Annotated in this window: 24 protein-coding genes and 1 pseudogene; 13 read left to right on the top strand and 12 right to left on the bottom strand. The window is 72.2% G+C overall.

Annotation, left to right across the window (positions count from 1 at the left end):
* Window positions 1-34 precede the first annotated feature (34 nt).
* Entirely contained in the window at window positions 35-955 is a 921-nt protein-coding gene (locus tag VLJ82_RS00590; RefSeq protein ID WP_408661375.1) for an NADP-dependent oxidoreductase, read from the top strand.
* Window positions 956-961: 6 nt separating this feature from the next.
* Here VLJ82_RS00590 and VLJ82_RS00585 read toward each other — a convergent pair whose 3' ends face one another.
* The 3 genes from VLJ82_RS00585 to VLJ82_RS00575 all read right to left on the bottom strand — a co-directional run bounded on the left by VLJ82_RS00585 (window position 962) and on the right by VLJ82_RS00575 (window position 3,088).
* Window positions 962-1,156 (bottom strand): hypothetical protein, encoded by a 195-nt coding sequence (locus tag VLJ82_RS00585; RefSeq protein ID WP_408661374.1) that lies wholly within the window; start codon window positions 1,154-1,156, stop codon window positions 962-964.
* Between the two features lie 91 nt (window positions 1,157-1,247).
* The gene (locus VLJ82_RS00580; RefSeq protein WP_408661373.1) at window positions 1,248-2,087 is read right to left on the bottom strand and encodes an alkaline phosphatase family protein; all 840 of its coding nucleotides are present in this window, start codon (window positions 2,085-2,087) and stop codon (window positions 1,248-1,250) included.
* 101 nt (window positions 2,088-2,188) lie between these two features.
* On the bottom strand, window positions 2,189-3,088 hold the full coding sequence (locus VLJ82_RS00575; protein ID WP_408661372.1) for an NAD(P)-dependent oxidoreductase: 900 nt from the start codon (window positions 3,086-3,088) through the stop codon (window positions 2,189-2,191).
* A gap of 170 nt (window positions 3,089-3,258) precedes the next feature.
* On the opposite strand from VLJ82_RS00575, the gene VLJ82_RS00570 reads away from it, so the two are divergent.
* Window positions 3,259-3,417: a hypothetical protein gene (locus tag VLJ82_RS00570; protein ID WP_408661371.1), complete on the top strand. Its 159-nt coding sequence runs from the start codon at window positions 3,259-3,261 to the stop codon at window positions 3,415-3,417.
* Between the two features lie 66 nt (window positions 3,418-3,483).
* Here VLJ82_RS00570 and VLJ82_RS00565 read toward each other — a convergent pair whose 3' ends face one another.
* The 3 genes from VLJ82_RS00565 to VLJ82_RS00555 form a co-directional block, all read right to left on the bottom strand.
* Window positions 3,484-3,903 (bottom strand): CBS domain-containing protein, encoded by a 420-nt coding sequence (locus VLJ82_RS00565; RefSeq protein ID WP_408661370.1) that lies wholly within the window; start codon window positions 3,901-3,903, stop codon window positions 3,484-3,486.
* A gap of 236 nt (window positions 3,904-4,139) precedes the next feature.
* Window positions 4,140-6,509 carry a glycoside hydrolase family 65 protein gene (locus VLJ82_RS00560; protein ID WP_408661369.1) on the bottom strand — a complete coding sequence of 790 codons (2,370 nt, stop codon included), beginning with the start codon at window positions 6,507-6,509 and terminating at the stop codon, window positions 4,140-4,142.
* The gene (locus tag VLJ82_RS00555) at window positions 6,506-7,303 is read right to left on the bottom strand and encodes a beta-phosphoglucomutase family hydrolase (RefSeq protein WP_408661368.1); all 798 of its coding nucleotides are present in this window, start codon (window positions 7,301-7,303) and stop codon (window positions 6,506-6,508) included. The genes VLJ82_RS00560 and VLJ82_RS00555 overlap by 4 nt, the downstream gene beginning before the upstream one ends.
* A 278-nt stretch (window positions 7,304-7,581) precedes the next feature.
* Between VLJ82_RS00555 and VLJ82_RS00550 the strand changes: the two genes are divergently transcribed.
* A complete protein-coding gene (locus VLJ82_RS00550; RefSeq protein ID WP_408661367.1) occupies window positions 7,582-8,976 on the top strand; it encodes a class I adenylate-forming enzyme family protein in 1,395 nt (464 codons plus the stop codon).
* On the opposite strand, the gene VLJ82_RS00545 is transcribed toward VLJ82_RS00550, so the two are convergent.
* Window positions 8,907-9,587 carry a 4'-phosphopantetheinyl transferase family protein gene (locus tag VLJ82_RS00545; RefSeq protein ID WP_408661366.1) on the bottom strand — a complete coding sequence of 227 codons (681 nt, stop codon included), beginning with the start codon at window positions 9,585-9,587 and terminating at the stop codon, window positions 8,907-8,909. The two genes, VLJ82_RS00550 and VLJ82_RS00545, sit on opposite strands and share 70 nt — an antisense overlap.
* A 16-nt stretch (window positions 9,588-9,603) precedes the next feature.
* Between VLJ82_RS00545 and VLJ82_RS00540 the strand changes: the two genes are divergently transcribed.
* Genes VLJ82_RS00540 through VLJ82_RS00500 form a run of 9 tightly spaced genes read left to right on the top strand, consistent with a single transcriptional unit; the run spans window position 9,604 to window position 18,021 of the window.
* On the top strand, window positions 9,604-9,873 hold the full coding sequence (locus tag VLJ82_RS00540) for an acyl carrier protein (protein ID WP_408661365.1): 270 nt from the start codon (window positions 9,604-9,606) through the stop codon (window positions 9,871-9,873).
* A complete protein-coding gene (locus tag VLJ82_RS00535; protein WP_408661364.1) occupies window positions 9,873-10,115 on the top strand; it encodes a hypothetical protein in 243 nt (80 codons plus the stop codon). The genes VLJ82_RS00540 and VLJ82_RS00535 overlap by 1 nt, the downstream gene beginning before the upstream one ends.
* Window positions 10,108-11,199, top strand: coding sequence for a beta-ketoacyl-[acyl-carrier-protein] synthase family protein (locus VLJ82_RS00530; RefSeq protein WP_408661363.1), 1,092 nt, complete (start codon window positions 10,108-10,110; stop codon window positions 11,197-11,199). The genes VLJ82_RS00535 and VLJ82_RS00530 overlap by 8 nt, the downstream gene beginning before the upstream one ends.
* Window positions 11,196-11,729, top strand: a complete 534-nt coding sequence (locus tag VLJ82_RS00525; RefSeq protein WP_408661362.1) for a beta-ketoacyl synthase chain length factor — start codon at window positions 11,196-11,198, stop codon at window positions 11,727-11,729. The genes VLJ82_RS00530 and VLJ82_RS00525 overlap by 4 nt, the downstream gene beginning before the upstream one ends.
* Window positions 11,726-13,333, top strand: coding sequence for a class I adenylate-forming enzyme family protein (locus tag VLJ82_RS00520; protein WP_408661361.1), 1,608 nt, complete (start codon window positions 11,726-11,728; stop codon window positions 13,331-13,333). The genes VLJ82_RS00525 and VLJ82_RS00520 overlap by 4 nt, the downstream gene beginning before the upstream one ends.
* Complete coding sequence (locus VLJ82_RS00515) at window positions 13,330-14,649, top strand: beta-ketoacyl-[acyl-carrier-protein] synthase family protein (protein WP_408661360.1); 1,320 nt, start codon at window positions 13,330-13,332, stop codon at window positions 14,647-14,649. The genes VLJ82_RS00520 and VLJ82_RS00515 overlap by 4 nt, the downstream gene beginning before the upstream one ends.
* Window positions 14,646-15,746: a 4-hydroxyphenylpyruvate dioxygenase gene (gene hppD / locus VLJ82_RS00510; RefSeq protein ID WP_408661359.1), complete on the top strand. Its 1,101-nt coding sequence runs from the start codon at window positions 14,646-14,648 to the stop codon at window positions 15,744-15,746. The genes VLJ82_RS00515 and hppD overlap by 4 nt, the downstream gene beginning before the upstream one ends.
* A gap of 2 nt (window positions 15,747-15,748) precedes the next feature.
* Window positions 15,749-16,660, top strand: coding sequence for a phytanoyl-CoA dioxygenase family protein (locus tag VLJ82_RS00505; protein ID WP_408661358.1), 912 nt, complete (start codon window positions 15,749-15,751; stop codon window positions 16,658-16,660).
* Window positions 16,657-18,021, top strand: coding sequence for a hypothetical protein (locus VLJ82_RS00500; protein WP_408661357.1), 1,365 nt, complete (start codon window positions 16,657-16,659; stop codon window positions 18,019-18,021). Before VLJ82_RS00505 ends, VLJ82_RS00500 begins: the two co-directional genes overlap by 4 nt.
* Here VLJ82_RS00500 and VLJ82_RS00495 read toward each other — a convergent pair whose 3' ends face one another.
* The 5 genes from VLJ82_RS00495 to VLJ82_RS00475 all read right to left on the bottom strand — a co-directional run bounded on the left by VLJ82_RS00495 (window position 18,022) and on the right by VLJ82_RS00475 (window position 23,404).
* Entirely contained in the window at window positions 18,022-18,501 is a 480-nt protein-coding gene (locus tag VLJ82_RS00495) for a DUF4411 family protein (RefSeq protein ID WP_408661356.1), read from the bottom strand.
* Window positions 18,501-19,655 carry an ImmA/IrrE family metallo-endopeptidase gene (locus VLJ82_RS00490; protein ID WP_408661355.1) on the bottom strand — a complete coding sequence of 385 codons (1,155 nt, stop codon included), beginning with the start codon at window positions 19,653-19,655 and terminating at the stop codon, window positions 18,501-18,503. The genes VLJ82_RS00495 and VLJ82_RS00490 overlap by 1 nt, the downstream gene beginning before the upstream one ends.
* A gap of 157 nt (window positions 19,656-19,812) precedes the next feature.
* Window positions 19,813-20,568, bottom strand: a complete 756-nt coding sequence (locus tag VLJ82_RS00485) for an SGNH/GDSL hydrolase family protein (protein ID WP_408661354.1) — start codon at window positions 20,566-20,568, stop codon at window positions 19,813-19,815.
* Entirely contained in the window at window positions 20,565-21,782 is a 1,218-nt protein-coding gene (locus tag VLJ82_RS00480; protein WP_408661353.1) for an MFS transporter, read from the bottom strand. The genes VLJ82_RS00485 and VLJ82_RS00480 overlap by 4 nt, the downstream gene beginning before the upstream one ends.
* Window positions 21,779-23,404, bottom strand: a complete 1,626-nt coding sequence (locus VLJ82_RS00475; RefSeq protein ID WP_408661352.1) for a class I adenylate-forming enzyme family protein — start codon at window positions 23,402-23,404, stop codon at window positions 21,779-21,781. The genes VLJ82_RS00480 and VLJ82_RS00475 overlap by 4 nt, the downstream gene beginning before the upstream one ends.
* Before the next feature lie 275 nt (window positions 23,405-23,679).
* Here VLJ82_RS00475 and VLJ82_RS00470 point away from each other — a divergent pair.
* Window positions 23,680-24,480 (top strand): annotated as a pseudogene (locus tag VLJ82_RS00470) (SGNH/GDSL hydrolase family protein); the annotation flags it as partial.

Below are 24,480 nucleotides of genomic sequence, written 5' to 3'. Positions count from 1 at the left end.
GCCAGCAGCCACCGCCGACAGGAAGGTGCCTCGAGTGCCTACGGTCTTCCGCTTCCGCGAGTACGGCGGCCCGGACACCCAGGAGTTCGCCGAAGTCGAGCTGCCGCGGCCGGGCGCCGGCCAGCTGCTGGTCGAGGTACGTGCCGCCGGAGTGAACCCGGTCGACCACAAGGTGCGCAGCGGCCGGTTCGCCGGCTTCTCACCTCGGCAGCTGCCCTCGCAGTTCGGCAGCGAGATCTCCGGCGTGGTCGTCGGAACCGGCCCGTCGGTCGAGGGATTCTCGGCCGGCGACGAGGTGCTGGGCTGGCCCGCCGCCGGTTCCGGCGCGTTCTCGCAGTACGCCCTGGCCGGGCAGGACTCGGTGGTGGCCAAGCCGGCACGGCTCAGCTTCGTCGATGCCGCGGCGCTGCCGGTGGCGGCCACCACTGCCTACGACGGGCTGGCCCAGCTGGACCTGGCCGCCGGTCAGCGGCTGCTGATCACCGGCATCGGCGGCGGCGTCGGCATCGCCACCGCCCAGCTCGCCCGGCACCGCGGCATCCGGGTCTTCGGCACCGGCAGCCCGGCCAAGCGGCAGCTGGTGGAATCGCTGGGTGCGGTGCTGATCCCGTACGGCGAGGGCGAGGCCGAGCGGCTGGCCGCGGCGCTGCCGGACGGGGTGGACGCGATCTTCGACCTGGTCGGCGGCGCGGCACTGGCAGCCGTGGCCGGCCTGCTGGCCGACCCGGCGAAGCTGGTCACGGCTGCCGACCCGGACACCGCGGCCCGGTTCGGCGGCGTGGCGATCCGCCGCGAGCGCGGGCCCCGGGTGCTCGCCGAGGTGGCCCGGCTGGCCGCCGAGGGCGTGCTGGACCCGCACGTCAGCACCGTGCTGGACTTCGACCAGGCACCGGCCGCGATCGCGGCGGTGGAGTCCGGCCACGCGCTGGGCAAGGTCGTGCTGCGGATCAGCTGACCGCGTTCACCAGTCCTCTTCGTCGTCGGCCGGGACCTCCCGGTGCTGCTCCAGCACGTCGGCGGGGTTGGCGCTGCCGACGTCGAACAGCGGTGGGTCGTCCTGCGCGCGCTGCACCGGCTCGATGCCGGCGTCCGCTTCCTGCAACTGCTCCAACCGATCCGCCTCGGGCACCTCGATGCCGAATTCCGGGTCAGTCACGTCCGTTACCTTTCGTCGGTTCTGCTCCGGTTGCCGGACGGCGCCCGGGTGCACTCCGTCTCCCATTCTGGCCGGTCCGGCCGGCACCGGCTCAGCCGGCCCAGATGCCGGTGAGCGCCGGGGCCCGCGCCGCGGCACCGAACGGTGCCAACCGGTAACTGGCCAGCAGGGTGCGCAGCAGGCCGTAGTGGTCGATCCGGGTGGCGTACCGGCCGGGCTCGACGTGCGCGCCGGCGAGGATGGTGGCGATCCGGTTGCCGTGGCCGTTGTCGTCCTCGTCGGCGGTGACGATCAGCAGGCTGTTGTGCGTGCTGCTCCAGGCGGCGTAGCTGCCCAGGTGCGCGGCCAGCCACGCATCGCCCTGCGCGACGGTGCCGTCGTGCATGTCGTTGGCGAGGCTGGGTATCACGAACGAGACGGTCGGCAGCCGGGCCGGGTCGGCCGGAAAGGCGGTCAGCGGCTGGTTCAGGCCGGCCGGCAGCGCGGGGAAGTTCACCCACGGGTTGTGCTTGCGGGCGTAGTTGCCGCTGCCGCACCCGGGGTAGCCGGCAGCCGGCAGGTCCTCGGAGTAGCCGACGAAGCTCAGGCCGGCGGCCCGCAGCGCGGCGGCCAGGTTCGGGCCGGTGTAGCGGTGCGGGCAGGAGTCGCTGGTCAGCCCCTGGGTGGAGCCGGAGAACAGCGCCAGGTAGTTCGGCTGGCTGGGATGGGTCACCGCGTAGGACCGGGTCAGCAGCGCGCCCCGGGCCGCGAGCGAGTTCAGGAACGGCGCGCTCGGCCGGCCGATGATCTCGGAGTAGGCGTGGTTCTCGACCACCGCGACCACGATGTGGTCGAACCTCGGCACCCCGGTGGCCGCCGAGCTGGTGGGCGCCGAGGTCGCCGCCGAGCCGGTGGCCGGTGCCGAACCAAAGGTCGCCGGTGGACTCGACAAGATCGGCGCCGCCGCCCGCGGTGTCCGGTCGGTAGCTCGCCCGCCGCCGCATGCCGAGGCCGCCAGCACGGCAGCCAGCAGGACGGCGAACCGGCTCTTGCTCAGCTGCTCGGCCCGCCGATCAGGCCCGCGTCGAAGGCGCGGATCACCGCCGCCATGTCCTGGCTGCCGTAGCCACGCTCGCTGGCCACCCGGTAGACCTGGCTGAGCGCTGCCAGCAGGGTGGTGTCGGCGCCGGCCCGGTCAGCCGCCTCGGTGATCAGCCCCAGGTCCTTGCTGACGCCGTCCAGCGCGAATGCCGGGTCGAATTCCCCGGCCAGCATCTGCCCGCCTTTGAGATGGACATAGGCGCAGTCCGAGGCGCCGCCGCTGATCGCCTCCAGGAACAGCCGCGGCTCCACCGCCAGCCCGGACGCCAGCGTCAGCGACTGGGCGGCGGCGGCCGTGATGCTGGCGATCCAGGCGTTGCAGGCGAGCTTGAGGGCGGTGCCCTGGCCAGGCAGCTCGCCGGCGTGGACGGTGCGGGTGCTGATCGCGTCCAGCACCGGGCGCAGCTCGGCCAGCAGCGAACCGGGACCGCCGGCCAGCATCACCAGCTTGCCCTGCTCGGCCGGCTGCTTGGTGCCGAGCGCCGGGGCGTCCAGCAGCCGCAACCCGGCGGTCTCGGCCAGCGCCGCGGCCTGGGTGGTCGCGGCCAGCCCGATGGTGGCCGACTGCAACCAGATCGCGGACGGCGAGCAGGCCGGCGCCGCCTCGGTCATCACGTCCAGCACGGCATCGCCGTCGTAGAGCATGGTGAGGACCACGTCCGCGCCGGACACCGCCTCGGTAACCGATCCGGCGACCAGCGCGCCGTCGGCGGCCAGCGGCTGCGCCCGGCTCGCGGTGCGGTTCCAGGCCCGGACCGGGATCTGGTTGCGCAGCAGCGAACGGGCCATGCCGGCCCCCATGATCCCGGTGCCGAGCACCGCCACGGTGGGCGTCCCGGTCGCGGCGGTCACCGGGCCGGCCCGCCCGGCCGTCCGGTGCCGGACCGGCCGGTGGCTAGGATGGGACCTGCTCGGCCAGGAGCAGAAACTGTGCTGCAGTGGCCGGATCGGGCGCACTGCGTCTGGAGACGGTGTGTCATGAAATCCTCCTACCCGCTGCCTGCTGCCCCGCGGAGTGCCGGGTGATCGCCCTGGCAGTGGTGGTCAGCCTGCTCGTCGTGTTCGGCAACCTCGCGCTGGTGGCGATGTTCGTGCTGCGCTGGGAACGGCGGGGCCAGCAACCGGCCGACGATCGGAGCCCGGCCGCCGACCGGCGGCCCGCCGGGGCGCGCAGCGGCTGAGCGACCCGATCAGCCGCGCACGATCCAAGCGTGCCCGGCTGATCGGCGTCCGGCTGATGGGCCCGGTCAGTCGTTCGGTTCCGCGGCACTGATGTCGGCCAGCGCCGAGGTCTCGTCCTGCTCGATCGCGATGTCACCCAGGCTGAGAATGCCGACCGCCCGGTCGTTCTCCACCACCGGAAGCCGGCGCACGGCGTTGCTGCGCATCAGCTGCACCGCTTGCTGCAGCGAGGTGTCCGGTGCGACGGTCTGCAGGTCGCCGGCCGAGCACGCCTCCCGGACCGGCGTCGAAGAGTCCTTGCCCTCGGCCACCACCCGGACGGCGATGTCGCGGTCGGTGAGGATGCCCACCACCCGGCCGTTGTCGAGCACCAGCACGTCGCCGATGTCGGCATCGCGCATCCGCCGGGCGGCCTCGGCGACCGGCTCGCCGGCCTCGACGGTCTCGGGATTGCGGGTCATCACGTCAGAAACGGTGGTAGCCATTTCGGGCCTCCTTGCTGGGGCCGATCTCCCTTGTCCAGCAGGCCGGGGAACCCCGACCGGCACACTCTCGCACGAGAGGAACCGGGGCGGGGGAGAGCGGCGGCACCGGGTCGCTGCTGACCGGATCCCCACCGTAACCTCAGCCGTGCCGGCCGTACCAACGCGACCGCTCCGGATAAACCCGCCCGGCGTAGTCGGCTGGTGCCGAACCGACCGGTCGCTGAGGGAGCCCGGGCTCAGCGCTCGATCCGGAACGCCTCTCCCGGTGCCCGGCCGGCCGGCTGGCTCGGGGTGGGGCTGTCCACCGCGAGCGGCGGGATCGGCAGCTCGACCTGCGCGCCGACGTCCAAGCTCAGCTGCGAGCCGTGGTGGTCGAAGCTCAGCGCGCCGTGGCTGCCGTCCACCACGGCGTAGCGGACCCGGTCGGCGTGCACCTCGACCCGGACCTTGCAGCCGCGCCAGCGCACCGCGAAGGACAGCCGGGAGATCGCCGCCGGCAGCCGCGGAGCGAAGCTGAGCCGGCCGCCGTGGTCGCGCATCCCGCCGAACCCGCAGACCAGCGCGATCCAGGCCCCGGCCAGCGATGCGACGTGCACCCCGTCGCGGGTGTTGTGCTCCAGGTCGCGCAGGTCCATCAGGGCGGCCTCGCCGAGGTAGGCGTGCGCCAGGTCCAGGTGTCCCACCTCGGCGGCGATCACGGCCTGCGAGCATGCCGACAGCGAGGAGTCCCGGACGGTGATCTGCTCGTAGTAGCCGAACGCGCCGGCCTTCTCCTCCAGGCTGAAGGAGTCGCCGCACCAGTGCAGGGCCAGCACCAGGTCGGCCTGCTTGACCACCTGCTTGCGGTAGATCTGGAAGTACGGCGAGCGCAGCAGCAGCGGGTAGCCCTCGGAGGCGGCACTGGCCGCGAAGTCCCAGACCTCGTGCCGGTGGTAGCCGCGGTCTTGTTCCGGGATGCCGCGCTCGGCGTCGTAAGGGACCGCCATGGTGTCCGCGGCCGCCTGCCAGGCCTCGATCTCCCGCTCGTCCACCCCGAGCTCGCCGGCCTGGTCCGGCCAGCGCCGGGCGGCGTCGGCGGCGTAGCTGAGGTTCCGGGCCGCCATCAGGTTGGTGTAGGTGTTGTCGTCCACGATCGCGGAGTACTCGTCCGGCCCGGTCACCCCGTCGAGGTGGAACCGGCCGTCGGTGCCGGCGTAGCCCAGCGAGTGCCAGAGCCGGGCGGTCTGGACCAGCAACGGCAGCGCGCAGCCGGCCTCGAAGTCCTCATCGCCGGTCCACTGCACGTACCGGACGGCCGCCAGCGCGATGTCGGCGTTGATGTGGAAGGCCGCGGTGCCGGCCGGCCAGTACGCGCTGGTCTCCTGCCCGCGGATGGTGCGCCAGGGGAAGGCGGCGCCGGCCAGTTGCAGGACCCGGGCCCGCTCCAGCGCCAGGTCCAGCGTCGAGTGCCGCCAGCGCAGCGCGTCGGCCGCGGCCTTCGGGGCGGTCGCGGTCAGCACCGGCAACACGAAGCTCTCGGTGTCCCAGAAGGCGTGGCCGTCGTAGCCGGGTCCGGTCAGCCCCTTGGCCGGAATGGCGCGCTGCTCGGCCCGGGCGCCGGCCTGCAGCACGTGGAACAGCCCGAACCGGACGGCCTGCTGCACCGCGTCGTCGCCGTCCAGCTCGACGTCGGCACCGTCCCAGAAGTCATCGACGTAGCGGCGCTGCTCGGCCAGCAGCTCGTCCCAGCCGGTGTGCAGCGCCGCCGACAGCGCGGCGTCGACCTGGTCGCGCAGCGCCGGGATGCTGCGCTGGCTGGACCAGCCGTAGGCGACGAACTTGGTGACCGTCAGCGTCTGGCCGGCCGCCAGCCGCGCGCCGACGGTGGTGCGCGACCAGTCGGGCTGGACGTAGGTGTGCGAGTCGAGCTCGGTATCGCTGTCCAGGACGTGGTCGACGGCGGCGGCCATCCGCAGCTGCGAGACCCGGGTGCGGTGCAGCAGCGCGGACCGGTTGCCGCTGGAGCTGTGCTCGACCGCCTCCAGCGGGCGTTCCAGCACCGCGGCCACCCGGGGGTCGCCGGACTGCTTGGGCAGCTCCTCGTTGGCCACCAGCTCCGACTGCACCACCACCCGGACCGGGGCGTCGAGCGCCTCGACCTGGTAGCGGATCGCCAGAATGGCGCGCTGGGTGAAGGAGACCAGCCGCTCGGAGCGCACCCGGATCCGGGTACCGGCCGGCGAGATCCACTCGACGGACCGGCGCAGGGTGCCGGTGCGCAGGTCCAGCACCCGCTCGTGCCGCACCGGGGTGCCGTAGCGCATGTCGAAGGGCTCGTCGTCGACCAGCAGCCGGATCAGCTTGCCGTCGGTGACGTTGACCACCGTCTGGCCGGACTCGGGGTAGCCGTAGCCGGCTTCGGCGTAGGGCAGCGGCCGGGCTTCGTAGAAGGAGTTGAGGTAGGTGCCCGGCAGCCCGCTCGGGTCACCCTCGTCGAGGGTGCCGCGCACCCCGATGTGGCCGTTGGACAGCGCGAACACCGACTCGCTCTGGGCCAGCATCTCCAGGTCGAGCCGCAGCTCCCGCACCTGCCAGGGCTCGATCGGGAACCGGGCGTCGGTGATCACCGGCCGCCCCCCGCCGGTTCGCCGCCAGCCGGTTCGCCGCCAGCCGGTTCGCCGCCAGCCGGTTCGCCGGCCAGCAGCTCGGCCAGGTCGCGCACCACCACGTCGGCGCCGTGCTCGCGCAGCTCGTCGGCCTGCCCGACCCGGTCCACGCCCACCACGTAGCCGAACCGGCCGGCCCGGCCGGCCGCCACCCCGGCCAGCGCGTCTTCGAACACCGCCGCCTGGGCCGGCAGCACCCCGGCGAGCTCCGCCCCGGCCAGGAACGAGTCCGGGCTGGGCTTGCCGGCCAGCTGCCGCTGCACCAGCGTGACGCCGTCGATCCGGCCCTCGACGAAGCGGTCCAGCCCGGTGGTGCGCAGCACCAGCTCGGTGTTGGCGCTGGAGGAGACCACGATGCGGCGCAGCCCGGCCCGCTCGGCGGCCTCCAGGTAGCGCCGGGAGCCGGGGAAGACCGCCACCCCGTCCTCGGCGATCCGGCGGGTCAGCTCGGCGTTCTTGCGGTTGCCCACCCCGTGCACGGTCGAGGCGGTCGGTGGGTCGTCCGGGCTGCCCTCGGGCAGGGTGATGCCGCGGGAGGCCAGGAAGTCGCGCACGCCGTCCTCGCGCGGCTTGCCGTCCACGTAGCGCTCGTAGTCGGTGTGTTCGAACGGCCGGAAGCTCGCGCCGTCGCGGGCCCGCAGGAATTCGTCGAAGGTGTGCTGCCAGGCCACCGCGTGCACCGCCGCGGTGTCGGTGAGCACCCCGTCGAGGTCGAACAGGCAGGCCAGCACGCCGTCGGGCAGCCCCAGTGCCATCTCAGCCCCCTGCACAAGAATGGCCGGAACCGGGTGGTATTTCACCCTGGCCGGACAGCTTCCAAGGCTAGTTGCAGTCAAGCCGGGCGGCCTGTCCGGCGCGCTGGACGAAGCCTTTGTAAACGGGATGGGACGGTTATTCAAAGCCCAATGACAGCAAGGTGCGAAGCGCGTAAGGTCTGCGGCAATCCTCCCCAGCCGGTGAGTTACCACTCGTTTATCTTCTGCAATTCAGTCACCCGCCGTAGTCAGCCAGCGAAGTTTATGGAGTTTGCGCAATGACCATGGAGCAACGGGCGGATGCGACGTGGGCAACCGATGCCGGCTGGGTCGACGAGGTGCTGCTGGCCGGCCCCGACTCCGCGGTGTGCTTCCGCGTTCCCGATCCGATCACCCGCGACCAGTTGCGCCGGCTGGTGGCCGACCGGCGGGAGCGGCTGACCGCCGCGGGGCTGCGGCCGGGCGGTGCCGCGGCGCTGCGGCTGCCGCCCTCGATGGCCTACGTGGCCAACCTGCTGGCGGTCTGGCAGCTGGGCGCCCAGGCGATCCTGCTCGACTACCGGCTCACCGACCACGAGGTGGAGCAGGCCCGGCAGCGGCTGCTGCCGCAGGTGATCGTCTCCCCGCAACGGGTGGCCGGCGGCCTGCGGGTCTTCTTCGACGTCGAGGACACCATCAGCTCGCACGGCGCGCAGCCGGCTCCCAGCGAGCACGCGGTCATCCAGCTGAGCTCCGGCTCCACCGGGCCGTCCAAGGTGATCGGCCGGACGGCTGCGGACCTGATCGCCGAGATCCGCCGCTACACCCAGATCGACGGGGTCGCCTCGCCCGGCGAGCGGATCATCCTGCTGCCGTCGATGGTGCACGTGCTGGGGCTGGTCGGCGGGCTGCTGTACGGGCTGCACGCCGGCGTCGAGCTGGTCCCGCCGCAGCGGCTGACCGGCGACAGCATCCTGGACGCGATCGAGAGCACCGCGACGCCGGCCACCGTGCTGGGGGTGCCGTTCCACATCAACCTGCTGAGCGCCACCGCGCCTGAGCGCCGGCCGGCGCAGCTGCGCCGGATGACCACCGGCGGCGAGCTGGTGCCGGCGGCCACCGCGGCCCGGTTCGCCGACCGGTTCGGCGTGCCGCTGGGCAACATGTACGGCATGACCGAGGTCGGGGTGATCGGCACCGACCTCGACGGCAGCCACCGGCCCGCGGTGCGCCCGGCGCCGGGCATCACCGTGCGGGCGGTGGACGGCGAGCTGCAGATCGCGCGCGAGGCCTCGCCCTACCTCGGTCCGGCGGTGCCGGACCGGTGGTCCGACGGCTGGCTACGCACCCGGGACGCCGGCCGGGTGGACCCCGACACCGGCCTGGTCACCATCCTGGGCCGGCTGGACTCCCAGGTCACCATCGGCGGCCTGCAGGTGGATCTGGCCGAGGTGGAGAGCACCATCGGCGCGCTGCCCGGCGTGACGGCGGCCGTGGTGCTGTTCGACGAGGTGATCGTGGCCTACCTGCAACTGCAGCCGGACTGCCGGGTGGAAGACATCGAGGCCCGGCTGGCCACCCTGCTGGCCGGCTACAAGCGGCCGCAGCTGTACCAGGTCTTCGATCAGTTCCCGCGCACCACCACCGGCAAGCTGGTTCGCGACCGCGCCGTGCTCCGGGCGGGCACGACATGATCGCCCTCGTCCTGCACGACCAGCGCCGAGACCGGCACCCCGGAGGCGACCGCCAGCACCCAGCCCGGGTGCGGTGCCGGGTGGGCAAGCCACAGGCCGTCCGGGACCGGGTGGAAGCTGCCGTCGGCAACCGGTGGCAGCGGCACCCGGCGGCGCAGCCCGGCATCCCGCAACCCGACGCCCAGCGCCTTGCCGAGCGCCTCCTTCGCCGTCCACAGCAGCAGGAAGTCCCGCGGCCGGTCGGCCGCCGGCCGCTCCCGCAACCAGTCGGCCTCGACCGGGTCGAACCAGCGCTTGGCCAGCCGGCTGATCTCCGGCCGGGTTTCGCCCTCCAGGTCGATGCCGACCGGGCCGGCCAGGCTCGCGGCCACCGCGAGCAGGCCGGGACCGTAGCTGAGGCTGACCCAGACGCGCGCGCCAGAACCGCCGGCGGTCCGTACGACCGGCTGGCCGGTCGGCTCCCGGCTGACCACGACCTGCCTGACCTCGACCTCCAGCAGCCGGGCACCGGCCTCGACCAGCAGCCGGCGGGCCTCGGCCCGCGACCGGTGCGGACAGGCCACCACCCAGGCGTGCACAGTGCCCGTTCCGGAATCTCCATGCCAGCCCACGGAAAGAAGGTACCCAATGCAGAATGAGGTCCGCGCTTTCGTCGTCGCCTCGTTGATCGACATGAACTACGACGTCGAAGGGCTCGACGACGACACCACGCTGGGCCCGTCCGGCTTGGACCTGGAATCGCTCGCCCTGGCCGACCTGTTGATGCGTACCGAGGACCACTACCACTTCCGGTTCCGCGCCGAGGAGTCCGAGGCACTGGCCCTGATGACCGTCGGTGAGTTCACCGCCGCGGTGGCCGAGCGGGTCTCCCAGACGGCCGGCAGCAAGCAGGGCTGATGCCGGACACTCCGAACCTGGACCGGGACGACGTGCTCGCCATGCTGACCCCGCTGGGCACCCGTGGCCCGGATTCGACGCTGGAGCGGCTGAGCTCGATGGAGGTCGCCTGGCTGGTGCACCAGGTCGAGCAGCGCTACGGCATCGAGCTCGACCTCGACGACGAGCAGCTGGCCCGGCTGCGCACCATCACCGACGCGGTGCAGCTGCTGGGGGAGTCGGTCCGGAGCAGCCATGGCTGAGGTCCTGCCGGTCGGCATCACCGGCCTCGCGGTGCTCAGCGCGCTCGGCCGCGGCAGCGAGCCGCAGCTGGCTGCCGCGCTGTCCGGCACCGCCGCGTTCGGGCCGGTCCGGCGCTTCGACGTCAGCGGCCGCCGGGTCGGCCTCGCCGCCACCCTGGACCGGGCCGGCAGCCTCTCCGACGAGCTCGCCGGGGTGGTCGAGCAAGCCTGCCAGGACGCCGGGCTGACCGCCGGCCAGCGGGCCGCCACCCCGCTGCTGCTCGCTGTGCACGGCCATCCGGGTGCCGGCGCGGAGGCGGTGCGGCTCGCCGAGCGAGCCGGCCTGGCCGGTGCCGGCCGGGTCTACATCGGGGCCTGCGTGTCGGCCAGCACCGCCGTCGCCGACGCCGCGCTGCTGATTCGGCGCGGTGCCGAGCGGGTGCTGGTGGCCGCCGGCTACCTGGTGGAGTCCGACCAGTTCGCCCTGTTCGACGCCGGCCAGGCGCTGGCCACCGACGGGGCAGTCCGGCCGTTCAGCGCCGGCCGGACCGGGCTGCTGCTCGGCGACGCGGTCGCCGCGGTGCTGCTGGAGTCCGAGGCGGCGGCCGCCGCCCGTGGCCGCCGGCCGGCGACCCGGCTGGTGGGCTGGGGCCGGGCCGGCGACGCCTACCACCCGTGCCAGCCGGCCCCGGACGGCGGCGGGCTTGCGCGGGCCGTCGAGGCGGCGCTGCGGCGGGCCGGCGTGGCACCGGACGCGCTCGGCTACATCAACGCCAACGCCACCGGCACCCAGCTCAGCGACGCCGCCGAGGCCGCCGCGCTGCGCACCGCGCTCGGCGCCGCGGCGGACCGGATCCCGGTCAGCTCGACCAAGGCGGTGCACGGCCACGCGCTGGAGGCCTCCGGCCTGCTGGAGCTGGTGATCACGGTGCTGTCGCTGCAGGCCGGCAAGCTGCCGGTCAACGCCGGCTACCTCGGCCCGGACCCGTCCTGCCCGCTGGACGTCATCGCGGGCTCGCCCCGGCCGGTGGCCAGCCCCTACGCGCTCAGCCTGAACTCGGCCTTCGGGGGCGCGAACACCGCCCTGCTGGTGCAGGCGACATGACCGCCATCTCCTCCGACCGACTGGCCGTGCTGAGCGAGTACCGCTGGCCCGAGCAGCCGGCGCGCGAACTGCCGGTGCTGCCCGGCTACGTGCTGTCCTCCTTCAGCCCGCTGGTCGCCGCGGCCGCCGAGGGCTGCCTGGGCGGCCACTACGGCGAGCAGGCCGCGACGGCGTCCCGGGAGCGCACCGCGGTGCTGCTGGTGACCGCCGGCAACGACGTGGTCAGCGCCGGGCACGTGCGCGACAAGGTCGCCGCCGGCCGCCGGCTGGGCCCGCTGTTCTTCTTCCAGATCGCACCCAACAGCGTGGTGGGCCAGTTGACCGCCCGCTGGGGCCTGGGTGGCCCGGTGGTCGGCATCAGCCCGGTGGGCGACCCGCTGGCCGACGGGCTGGCCGAGGCGGAGCTGCTGCTCGAGGACGGCGACGCCGACGAGGTGCTGCTGATCCTGGCCGAGCAGGCCGACCCGGCGGTGCCGGACTCGGTTGACCGGGCGCACGCGCTGCTGCTGGCCGGCAGGGCCGCCTCGTGAAGGTGCCCAGCCGCGGTGCGCTCGCCGCCGATCCGCTGATCGGCGCCGGCAACGTCCTGCAGCGGCTGCTGGATCTGGGTGCTGACCCAGACGGGCCGGGGCTGAGCTTCGACACCGCGGTCGAGCAGCACCCCGCGGAGCACCCGCTCACCCTCGGCCAGCTCGACGAGCGGGTCGCCGCCCGGGCCGCGGCGCTGCACGCCCGGGGATTCGGCCCGCGGGATCCGGTGGCGATCTGGTCGGCGACGGCGGCCGACCAGATCCTGTCCTTCCTGGCGGCCAACCGGCTGGGAGCGATCCCCGCGCTGGTGAACGGCAACCTGCCGGCGGCCACGGTGGCGGCCTACGTCCGCGGCCTGCGGGCCCGCGCGGTGTTCGCCGACGCCGACCGGCTGGCCCAGCTGGCCGGCCACGACCTGGGCGAGGCCGTCCCGGACGCCGTCGTCGAACTAGGGGAGGCCGACCCGGACGCCGCCCCCGCGCCGTACCGGCACCATCGCGACGACCCGGTGGTGCTGACCCACACCTCGGGCACCACCGGCATGCCCAAGGCGGTGCTGCACACCCACGCCAGCCTGTTCGCCGCCACCCGCCACCTGCTGAGCATGCCGCAGGCCCAGGGCACCCGGCGGATCCTCAACGCGCTGCCGGCCGCGCACACCGCCACCGTGCTGATGGTCAACCAGGCGCTGGCCAACCGGGCCGGTTTCCTGGCGCTGTCGTCCCAGCAGGGCGCCCGGGTGCTGGCGGCGATCGAGCGCTGGCGTCCCGAGGGGGTCTTCGGCTTCTCGGTGACCTGGGCCGAGCTGGCCCGGCTGGACCTGGCCGGCTACGACCTGGACTGCGTCCGGCTGTGGTTCAACACCGGCGACTGCACCCATGAGCCGCACGTCCGGCACCTGGTGGCGGTGGGCTCGCACGAGGAGATGACCCGGCAGGGCGTGGTGCGCCGCGCCGGCTCCAGCTTCATCGACGGCCTGGGCTCCAGCGAGATGGGCCACTCGATGTTCCACATCACCCACCGCGCCGACACCGACAGCTACGACCGGTGCATCGGGCAGCCGTACCGCTTCGTCGAGGCGGCGGTGCTCGACGACGACGGCGAGCCGGTCGCCGACGGCGAGGTGGGCCACCTAGGCATCCGGTCGCCCTCGCTGTCGCCGGGGTACTGGAACGACTCGCTGACCAGTTACCGGGCCCGCCGCAACGGCTACTACCTGACCGGGGACCTGGTACGCCGGGACGCCGACGGGCGGTTCTTCCACCTGGACCGGGCGGCCGACTCGGTGACCGGCCCGGACGGCACCCGGTACTACACGGCGCTGGCCGAGGAGCGCATCCAGGCCGCCTGCCCGCAGGTGGCCGACTGCACCGTGGTGATCAGGCGAACCGAGGACGGCGTCGTCTCGGACGTGCTGCTGGACGTGGACCCGGCCGCGAACGCCGACCTGGACCAGCTCAGCGCGGCGGTGCGCGCCGCCCTGGACCCGGCCACCGCGGCGACCGTGCGGCGGATCGCGATCACCCCGGCCGAGCAGGTGCCCAAGGGGGCCACCGGCAAGGTGCGCAAGGCCGTGCTGCGGGCGCAGGAGCCGGTCCGGTGAGCGCCGAGGCGACCCGCCCCGGCGTGGTGATCACCGGCATCGGCATGCTGACCCCGGTCGGCACCGGGATCGCCGAGGTGTTCGACGCGGTGTGCACCGGACGCTCGGGCCTGGCCCGGCCACCGGAGGGCCATCCGGTCGCCGGCTCCATCGAGGTGGCCGGCATGGTGGGCGCCCTCGACGCGACCGGCATCGGTTCCGGCCCGGAGCGCAAGACGCTGGACCGGACCATCGTGCTGGCCCTGCTGACCGCCCGGGCGGCGCTGGCCGACGCCGGGCTGGTGGTCGGGCAGGACGTCCGGCCCGACCGGGTCTCGGTGATCCTCGGCGGGGTGGGCGGCATGTCCACCCTGGAGTCGCAGGTGCTCGACCGCGCGGCGCGCGGCCGGGTGGGGGTCAGCCCCTACCTGCTGACCGGCATCCTGCCGAACATGCCGTCGGCCCGGATCGCCATCGAGCACGGCATCCGCGGCTACACCTCGGTGGTGGGCACCGCGTGCGCCTCGGGCGCCCAGGCGATCGCCGACGGGATCCGGCTGATCCGCTCCGGCGAGGCGGACGTGGTGATCTGCGGGGCCAGCGAGGCGCCGCTGTTCCCGACCTTCGCCGAGGCCTTCGACAACGCCCGGGCGCTAGCCCGGGACTGGGACGACCCGAGCCAGGCCAGCCGGCCCTTCGACCGGCGCCGCAACGGCTTCGTGCTGTCCGAGGGCGCGGCGTTGCTGGTGCTGGAACGGGCCGCACACGCCGACGAGCGCGGCGCCCGGGGCTATGCCGACCTGGTCGGCTACGGCGTCAGCACCGACGCCTACCACCCGACGGCTCCGGATCCGGCCGGCACCGGAGCCACCGCCTGCATGCGCGCCGCGCTCGCCGACGCCCGGATCGCGCCCGATCAGGTCGGCTACGTCAATGCGCACGGCACCTCCACCAAGCTCGGCGACGTCGCCGAGTCGCACGCGATCGGTCAGGCGTTCGGCACCGCCCGGCCGGCGGTGAGCTCCACCAAGTCGCTGACCGGGCACATGCTGGGCACCTCGGGGGTGGTGGAGGCCGCGATCAGCGCGATGGCGCTCAACTGCGACATCCTGCCGCCCACCTACAACCTGACCGATCCGGATCCCGAGTGCGAACTGAACCACATCTGTGACCGGCCGCTGTTGACTGCAGCGCAGTACGCGATGTCGAATTCCTTTGGCTTCGGCGGACAGAACGTCACCCTGCTGTTCGGCCGCAGCGCCACCCCACGCCGCCACCCAGCCGTCGCTGTCGCCGGCACCCAGGACGACCACGCACGCGAGGAGAACACCCCATGAACATCTTCGATATCGACCATCTGGAGTTGTTCGTCGGTGACGCCCAGCAGGCTGCCTACTACTACGGTTCGGCGTTCGGGCTGGAGGCCGCCGGCCGCGGCGGGCCGGAGACCGGGCTGATGGATCAGCGCTCGCTGCTGATGGCGCAGGGCGAGGTGCGGCTGGTGCTCACCTCGGGCCTGGCCGCCGAGCACAACGCGGTCAGCTACGTCCAGCGGCACGGCGACGGCGTGGCGGTGGTGGCGATGCGGGTCGACGACGTGGCGGAGTGCTTCGCCGAACTGGTCAGCCGCGGCGCGGCCCCGGTGTCGCCGCCGCGCTCGTTCACCGACGGCACCTCCTCGGTAACCTTCGCCGACGTCGGCGGGTTCGGCGACGTGGTGCACCGGCTGGTGCAGCGCGAGGGCGACAGCTTCCTGCCCGGGCCGATCGAGATGCTGGAGCGGGAGCCGAACGAGCACCCGATGTTCTCCCGGATCGACCACCTGGCCATCTGCGTGCCGGCCGGCAAGCTGCAGGCCACTTCGGACTTCTACCAGGAGGTCTACGGCTTCGCCGAGATCTTCACCGAGTACATCGAGGTGGCCGGCCAGGGCATGAACTCGGTAGTGGTGCAGAGCCCGTCCGGCGGGGTGACCTTCACCCTGATCGAGCCGGACGTCGAGCGGCGGCCCGGCCAGATCGACGACTTCCTGCAGTGGCACGCCGGGGCCGGGGTGCAGCACATCGCGCTGATCACCGACGACATCGTCTCGGCGGTGGACCACCTCGGCGCCCGCGGGGTGCGCTTCCTGTCCACCCCGGACGCCTACTACCGCACCCTGGAGCAGCGGGTCGGCCATGTGGACGCGTCGGTGGCGGATCTGGCCCGGCTGGGCATCCTGGTCGACCGCGACCACTGGGGCCAGCTGCTGCAGATCTTCACCGAGTCCACCCACGTCCGGCGCACGCTGTTCCTCGAGGTCATCGAGCGCCGCGGTGCCCGCACCTTCGGCAGCGGGAACATCCGCGCCCTGTACGAGGCAAAGGAACGTGAGATGGTGCACGCACCCACCCCGATGGCCGCCGATCCCGACCCCGAACCCATGGAAGTGTGACGATGACGACGACCAGCACCGAGTTCCGCCTCACCGCCGAGGAGGAGGCGCTGCTGCCCTCCGACGCCGACGTCCGCTTCTACGCCGAGCACGGCTGGTACCTGTCCGGCAAGCTCTTCTCCGACGCCGAGATCGACGCCCTGGTGGCCGCCAGCGACGACTACTACGACGGCGCCCGGGACCGCCGGTTGCCCAACCGGCCGGCCAAGCTCGCCTACTGGGAACCCCAGCACGGGCAGGTGCAGCGGCACAACGACTACGTGCACTACGAGAGCGACGCGATCGCCGCGATCCTGCGCAAGCCGCTGGTCGGCGCGGTTGCCGCCCGGCTCGCCCAGGCCGAGGAGATCCGGATCTTCCAGTCCACCATGATCTACAAGCCGCCGGTGGCCTCCGAGCCGACCAACGTGGTGCCCTGGCACTTCGACAAGCACTACTGGTCCTGCTGCAGCTCGGAGAAGATGCTCACCGCGTTCATCCCGTTCCACGACTGCGGGGTGGAGATGGGCACCATCACCATGGTCGACGGCAGCAACCGCTGGGAGGAGATCGGCACCGACGACAGCACGGTGCGGCACTTCGCCGAGCGGGACAAGTCCCAGCTGGACGTGATGCTGGCCGAGAACGCCGCCCACAACGGCGCCGAGGTGGTCAGGATCCCGATGGAGATTCCCAAGGGCCACATGAGCTTCCACCACTGCCGCACCTACCACGGCAGCGGCGCGAACCTGAGCGGCCGGCCGCGCCGGGCGATCTCGCTGCACCTGCAGGACGGCGACAACGCCTTCCGGGAGTTCGGGCTGTCCACCGGGGCGCTGGCCGGCTACAACCACGACAGCCTGGTCCGGCGGACCGCCGAGGGCTACCCCGACTACTCCGACCCGGTGTACTGCCCGACCCTGTGGCGGTCATGAGCGCATCGACCACTTTTCGGTGGGGCAGCACCGAGACCGGCTGGGAGACGCTGCCGGAGCCGGTGCGCGAGCAGATCGTGGCCTGCGGGGTGCGGCACTGGCGCGAAGTGCACCAGAACGTGCCGAGCTACAACCAGACCTGGCGGCCGCTGCGGCCGGTGATCATGACCTCGTCGATGTTCACCGCGCTGCACGAGGTGTCGGTGCGGATCGCCGAGCTGATCCTCGAGGCCTGCCGGCGCCGGGCCGGCACCGCCGGTGAGCTGCGCCGGGCGCTGGGCGTGCCCGCCGGCCGGATCCGGCTGCTCGACGACGACGAGCCGCTGACCTCCGAGCTGCTGGTCTCCAGCCGACCGGACGTGCTGTTCAGCGGCGGGGTGCCCAAGTTCGTCGAGTTCAACATCGACGGGGCGCTGGGCGGCGCCTTCGACTCGGACAACCTGGCGGCCAACTTCGACGCGGTGTACCGCGCCGAGGGGATCAGTGAGGCGGCCGGCATCTACCGGCCGCCGTCGGCGGTGGACGGCCGGCTGCGGACGGTGGCGCGGTGGCTGGGGCCGGCCGAGGACCGCCGGGTGGTGATGGTGTCGGACTGGAGCGTCGGCCACGCCGGCCCGGCCGACCAGCGCGAGTTCCTGAACTTCCTGAAGCCGGTCAGGGACCGGGCAGCACTGGCCGGATTCGAGCTCGTTCCGTACTGGCTGGACTGGCTGGACGCCGACGAGCAGGACCGGCTACTGGTGGACGGCCAGCCGTTCCGCACCGTGCTGCGGATGTTCGTACCCGACATCCCACCGCCCGGTCCCGGCGTGGATGCCCTGGAACGGGTGGTCCGGGCCGGCACCGTGCGGTGCTTCACCTCGGCGACGACCTGGCTGCTCACCAACAAGCTCACCCTGGCATGGCTGTGGGAGGACCTGCCGCAGCTTTCCGAGGCCGACCGCGACCTGGTCCGGGCGCACATCCCGGCCACGGCGCTGCTCACCGCCGACCAGGTGCCCGACGCGGTTGCCCGCCGGAGCGAGCTGGTGCTCAAGCCGAGCGACGGCACCAACGGCCGGGACGTGCTGCTCGGCCCGGACGCCACCCCGGAGGAGTGGCGCGCCGCACTCGAGCGGGCCGCGGCCGGTGGCGCCTTCCTGCTGCAGGAACTCGTCGTGGGCGATCTGTTGCCGATGGACTTCGTCAACATGGCTACCGGAGAGGTGGTCTCCCAGGGCGTGCCGTGCTGCTTCGGCCCGTACCAGTTCGGCGGCGAGCAGTGCGGCGGCGAGACGCGGATAGGCTTCCCGGGCGGCGGCTCCGTGCTGAACGTGGCCTTCGGCGCGCTGGTCGACGGGTTCGCCCTGGTCGAGGGCTAGCTAGGCGAACTTCGCACCTTCGGCTCGCAGCATCTCAAACGGCGTGATCCAGGTGACTCCGACCGCGGCGCAGGCGTCGGGAATCTTGATCCGCTTCTTGGAGAGGGGGTCGGGCTTCTCGAGAGTCACCACTGCAAAGCCGAGCGTCAACGCCTGGGCGACGATGAAGTAATCAGCCGCCTGGAGGAAGTCCGACACCGCCGCCGCCTTGAAACCACTGCCGTTAGCCCACGCGCTCACTGAAGTGAGCGACGCTGCGTCCGCGGCTGTGGGTGCCAAGCTGAACGAGGCAGGCTGCGCCTTGACCCAGTTCGCCAACTCGTCTCCGCCGCTGACGATCTCGTCGTGCACCGCCTGAACGATGAATACCTTGCCCGCTGAGTGCTGTGCGGCCAACCAGTCCCAGAAGGCAGGCACGATGTCGAAGGCGAAGTACCGGTTCTTGGCGTCGATCAGTACGTTCGCGTCAAGCAAGTACATCAAGCGGCCCCGAGGCGCTGGCTCAGTTCCTCGAACGTCGAGAACTTCTTGAAGCCCAGCAGGCGGAATGCGTCCCGGTGCAGCGTCCTGCCTTCGTTCGTATCGGTCACCAACGCCCGGGCGAAGGTCCGGCTGACGCGAATCGGCTCGGTGTTGTAGAAGTTCCCGCCGCTACTGCCGCTGGTGGCCAGTTCCAGCACCCGTGCGAGCTCGTCCTGGTACGCACTTCGGTACACCGACCAGGGCATCAAACCCGCGTCATAGATCCGGCGAAGCACAACTAGGGTGCTCACCTTGTACAACTTCGCCAGCCGGTCCAGCTCTGCCGTGAGGTCGGGCCCTTCGGTGTACTCCTGGGCGATCGAGGCTCGTGGCACCAACAACTCGGCGGCCGCTCGATTGCACCACGCCTCCACCCCCGAGCCCATGTCCAAGTCGGCGAGATCAGGACGCGACAGGGCCGAGCCACCTAGTGCCAGGTGGGCCAGTTCGTGAGCCAACGTGAAGATTTGCGCTGCTTTGGTATCGGCACCGTTGACGAACACCACCGGCGCCAGCTTGTCAGCCAGTGCAAAGCCCCGGAATTCCTTCGGATTCAGCTTGCGATGAGTATCGCTGCCGACGACACCGTTGATCATGACCAGTACGCCGGCGTCTTCCGCGTGGTCGCGGAGACCGTTCAGCGCATCACTCCACGTCCTGAAGTCGGCTCGACGAGCCAGCCCGAAGCCGAGGAGGTCCCGCAAGGTTCCGGCGGCGACTTCGGGATCGTCGCTGACGCTGAAACTGCCGACCAGCCCGACCTCGTCGTAACCTCGCTCCTGGGCGAAGTCGCGGTACCAGTCCTGACGTAGCTCGCAGGCATACACCGTGTCGAGCAGGTCGGGCGTCGGCGTCAGCACATGCTCGTCACCGAACGTCCGGAAGTCCGGTAGCGGCACCTCTTCGACAGGCGGCTCATGCAGGAAGAAGAAGCCGATCGGGGTATGCGTGGCCTTGGCGTAGTTCTCCAGTTGCCGCATCGTGGGTGCGAGGGCACCGCTTTCCCACTGCTCGAGCTTCGGAAAGCGTTTGGCGAAGTCGCTCACCTGACGACCCGAACGCTTGCGGGCCCACACCAGCAGTTCGGGAGCGACGCTCACCCGGTTGGCCATGGCGCCGCTTCTCCTCCCTGCCCTCGATGCCTGCCAAACCCCAGACTAGGGCCGCGATCGCCATTGGTCCGGTCACGACCGCCTGAATATATAGCGCGGCTCCTACGTTAATTCGCACATCGGACTTGACGGGATCGACGACCGGTCGCCGTACCAGTCATAGTGGCGCGCTCCGGCTGTCCGCAGTCTTGCGCCAGGCGCCCAGTGCCCGGACCACCTCGGCCGCGGCGATGGCGTCGCTGCGGGCGTTGCCGTGCTTGCCGTCCGGCGCGTAAAGCTCCGGGTCGGCCGAGCGGGGATGCCGGCTCAGGTCCACGTGCACGCAGCCCGAGCGGCCGGCGACGGTGCGCAGTTGCTCGGCCAGCAACCCCAGCCGGCGCCGGAGCGACAGCCGGTACCGGTCGGGCAGGAACGGGCTGTGCGAGACGTCGAAGATGCCGATGATGACCGGCTGCGCCCCGGCCGCGCGCAGCTCGGCCAGCATCGCGGTCAGCTCCGCGGCGACCGCCTCGGCCTGCTCGGCAAAGTTCGGACGGAACGCGTCGTTGCCGCCGCACACCACCAGCGCCAGATCCGGCCGGAACGCCAGGGCCGGCTCCAGCTGCCCGGCCCGCACCTCGCGGGTCAGCAGGCCGTCCACCCCGAGGTTGCGGTAGTCCAGGTCCGGCGCGCTCGCCCGCAGCTCGGCGGCCACCCGATCGCTCCACCGCAATGGGGTGAAGCCCGGCACCGGGAAGAACGGGCCGTGCGCGACGCTGTCGCCGAGCACCACCAGCCGCCGCCACGGATGGCCGGTCAGCAACGCCCCGGCCTCGTCGGCCGCCAGGCAGTCCGGATCGGCGAGCTCGGCCGCGCGGTCGTCGGAATGGCCGGCCCGCTCGCCGGAATGGCCGGCCCGCTCGCCGGCGATCATGCCCGGCTCACCGACAGGTCGAGCCTGGCCCGCCGCTGGGCCGCCAGCGGTCCGGCCAGCACCGCCACGCAGACCAGCACCGCGGCCAGCAGGGCGGTGTGCAGCCCGAGCCGGCTGACCGCCCAGCCGGCGGCCAGCGCGCCGATCGGCACTCCGGTGAAACACACCGTTCCGCACAGGCCGATCACCCGGGTCTGCAGGGCGTCCGGCACCCGCTGGTAGAGCGCCGCGCCCAGGATCGGGTTCACCGAGGCGATGCCCAGCCCGGCCAGCACGTTCACCGCGACCACCACCAGCAGGTTGTCGCTCAGCGCGAGCACCAGCAGCCGGGGCAGGCAGCTGACCAGGCCGCCGATCACGAACACCGGGTACTGCGGCAGCCGGTCGGCCAGCAGGGTAAACAGCAGGGTGCCGCCCAGGGCGCCGCCGGCATAGGCGCCCAGTGCCAGGCCCAGGCCCTGGGGGGAGTGCAGCACGTCCCGGGCCCACACCGGGATGAAGACCGCCGTCGCCGCGGTGGCGAAGACGTTGAGCGCGAACACCACCCGCACCATCCGGGCCAGCGTCCGGTCCTCGCGCAGGTACCGGAAGCCGCCCCGCAGGGCGGTCAGGTACGGCTCGGCCGGGGCCTGCCGGGTGGCGGTACCGGCCTGGGCCGCCCGCACCACCACAGCCACCACCACCGCGCATCCGGCGAACGAGGCCGCGTCCAGCCACACCGCGCCGCGGGCGCCGAACCCCGCGATCAGCAGGCCGCCCAGCGGGGCGCCGAGCAGCGCGGCGAGCCGGCTCAGCCCCTCGTAGGTGGAGGTCATCCGGATCGCCGAGTAGCCCGCCGCCTGCCCCGCGGGGCGCAGCAGCACGTGCTTGACCCGGTCCCCGACGCCGCGCAGCGCGCCGGCGAGGGCCACCAGCACCAGCAGCAACGCCAGCCCGCCCTGATGGAAGGCCGCGATGCAGCCGACCGCCAGCGCGCTGCCGAGGTCGCAGAGCACCGAGCTGGTGCGCAGGCCCAGCCGGTCGGCGACCGGGGTGAGCAGCATGCTGGACAGCAGGTACGGGATCATCTCGGTGGCGGCCACCAGGCCCATGTCGGCCGCGCTGCCGGTGGTGGTCAGCACCAGCCAGGGAATGGCGACCAGCGAGATCTGGCTGCCCAGCGTGGACCCGATGTCCGCGCCGAGCAGGGCGAGATACCTGGCCCGCGGGCTCACGCAGGCCCGCTCGCGGCGCCGGCCGGCTCTGCCCCGGCCGGCTGGCTCGCCCGCGCCGCCCAGGCCGCCCGCAGCGCCTGCTTGTCCACCTTCGCCGAGCGGTTGCGCGGCAGCGCCGCCACGAACTCCACCGAGTGCGGCGCCCACATCTCGTTCAGCGTCTCACCGACCAGCTCGATCAGCTCCGCCTCGTTGACCCGGGCGCCCTCGGTGGTCACCACGAAGGCGTGCGGTACCTCACCCACGATCTCGTCGGGCACGCCGATCACCGCCGCCGCGCGTACCTCGGGATGCTCGGCCAGCGCGTCCTCGATCGGGCGGCAGAAGATCGCCCAGTTGCGCCGGGTGGTGACGATCATGTCGTGCACCCGGTCCACCAGGTACAGGTAGCCGTCGTCGTCGAGGTAGCCGAGGTCGCGGGTGCGTACCCAGCCCTCGACGATGGTCGCGGCGGTGAGCTCGGGCTGGCCGAAGTACCCGGAGAAGCTGAGCCTGCTGTGCACCCACACCTCGCCGGTCTGCCCGGTGGGTACCGGTGGTTCGGTGCCGGTCGGTCGGGCGAGCTCGGCGGTGTCGCGGATCTGGATCCGGACGTCGCCGAAGGGCGTGCCGCACGAGCGCAGCCGTTCCGGGTGCTCGGGGTCGTCGGTCAGGTTGGGCAGTGCGGTGATCACCACCGCCTCGCTGAGGCCGTACACGATGCGCAGCACCGGCCCGAACCGCGCGATGGCCTGCCGGAGCCGGGCGGGTGAGGCGGGCCCGGCGCCCACGTTGAACATGAACATGCTGGAGAAATCGGCTGTTTCGCAGTCCGGGTGGTCCAGCACCTCGTAGAGCATCGGCGGGGTCAGGAATGTCGAGTTGAGCCGTTCGGCCTCGACCACCCGCAGGAACGCCGCCGGGTCCCAGTCCTCCCGCAGGAACAGCACGCCGCCGGTGAACAGGTTGAACAGGCCGGTCATCTGGCCGCTGGCCAGCCACATCGGCGAGTGCGACAGGTGCCGCAGCACCGGGAAGCCGGCGGCCCGGAACTGCCGTCCCAGTTCGAGGATCTGGGCGTAGAAGCCGTGCTTGTGGTGCACCAGCTTGGGCGTTCCGGTGGTGCCGCTGGTCTGCAGGAACGACTCCGGCTCCGCGGTCGGGGTGTCCAGCGACCAGGCCGGCGCGCCCGGCGGCCGCGGAGCGGTCAGGTCCGGGCCGGCGCCGCCTGCGCCCATGCACAGCACCGGAATCCCGGGCAGCGCCGCGCTGATCTCGCCTCCGAGCTGGTTCGGGGCGGCAGGGTCGTAGACGAACACGTCGGGAGCGGCCAGTTCGGCGAACTGCATTATCTCGCGGCGGGCAGTCACCGAGGCGATCCACATCGAGCGGCAGCCCAGCAGGTGCAGGGCCAACTGCAGGACGGGTCCCGAGACGGAATTGCTCATCATCACCAGGACCGCGCTGCCCGATCGCACTCCGTGATCGGCCAGCGCAGCGGCGAGGTCGAGCACGTCCTGCCGCAGCTGGCGGTACGTCAGCCGCCGGCCGCCGCCGACGATGGCCTCGAGGTCGGCCAGCTCCTCGAAGAGTTCCAGGGCACCATGCACGTAACTGGCCCGGTTGCCGGATCGGGGCTGCACGGCACCTCCAGAATCCCGGTTTGTGGTTCGCACTCTACGAGAAATGCCATCCGTTACGACCGAAAGACGGGAAAAACTTCTTTAACACTCCCTTGACTGCCGAAGTTCGGCGGTACTACCTTTCGTTCCCATTGACCAGGCGCCGCTGACAGTTCCAACAATCCGGGGGTTCGAGCGCTGCGCCGTATGGAGGTTCACCTCGAATGTCTGGAATTTCGTCAAAAGCGAAAGGCACCGCAGTCACCGGTGCGCTGGCTCTGCTCGGGTCGGCGTTTTTGTTCACCGGATCCGGTGGCCTGGCCGCGGCCAGCTCACCGTCGGCGGCCACGCCGCAACCCGTGCACGGCCGGCAGTGGGCCGGTACCTGGATGGCCGCGGTCACCCACGGCAACTCCGCCGGTTCGACCAACACCGGGTTCACCAACCAGTCGGTCCGGCTGATCGTGCACACCACGGTCAGCGGCAGCCAGGTCCGGATCAAGCTGTCCAACGAGGACGGCGACCAGGCGGTGACCGTCGGGCACGCCACGGTGGCCAAGCCCGACACGAGCACCGCAACCCAGGCCGACATCGACGCCGCGTCCCTGCACCAGCTGAGCTTCGGCGGCCAGCCGTCGGCGGTGATGAACAAGGGTGCCGAGCTGCTCAGCGACCCGGTCGACCTGGCGGTCGGCAACGAGCAGGACCTGGTGGTCACGGTGTACTTCCCGACCCCGACCGGCCCGACCACCTTCCACGGCCAGTCCCAGCAGACCAACTTCGTCGGCTCGACCGACCTCGCCAATGACGTCAGCGGCTCCGGTTTCACCATCACGCGCACCTGCTGCTGGTTCTTCCTGTCCGGCGTCGACGTGCTCCGCGACAAGGCGGCGGGCTCGGTGATCGTGTTCGGCGACTCGCTCGGCGACGGCAACGGCATCGCGGTCAACAGCAACCTGCGCTGGCCCGACCAGCTCTTCGACCGGTTGCAGGGCAAGGTCCACCCCAAGGCGCTGCCCGGTGTGCTGAACGTCAGCCGCGCAGGAGCCCGGCTGAGCCACGAGGGTCTCGAACCCGGTGACGGCGGCTTCGCGGGC

This window comes from Jatrophihabitans sp. (assembly GCF_035474675.1).
In the GTDB taxonomy this organism is placed as follows: Bacteria; Actinomycetota; Actinomycetes; order Mycobacteriales; family Jatrophihabitantaceae; genus Jatrophihabitans_A.
This window is presented reverse-complemented; position numbering and strand designations above follow the sequence as displayed.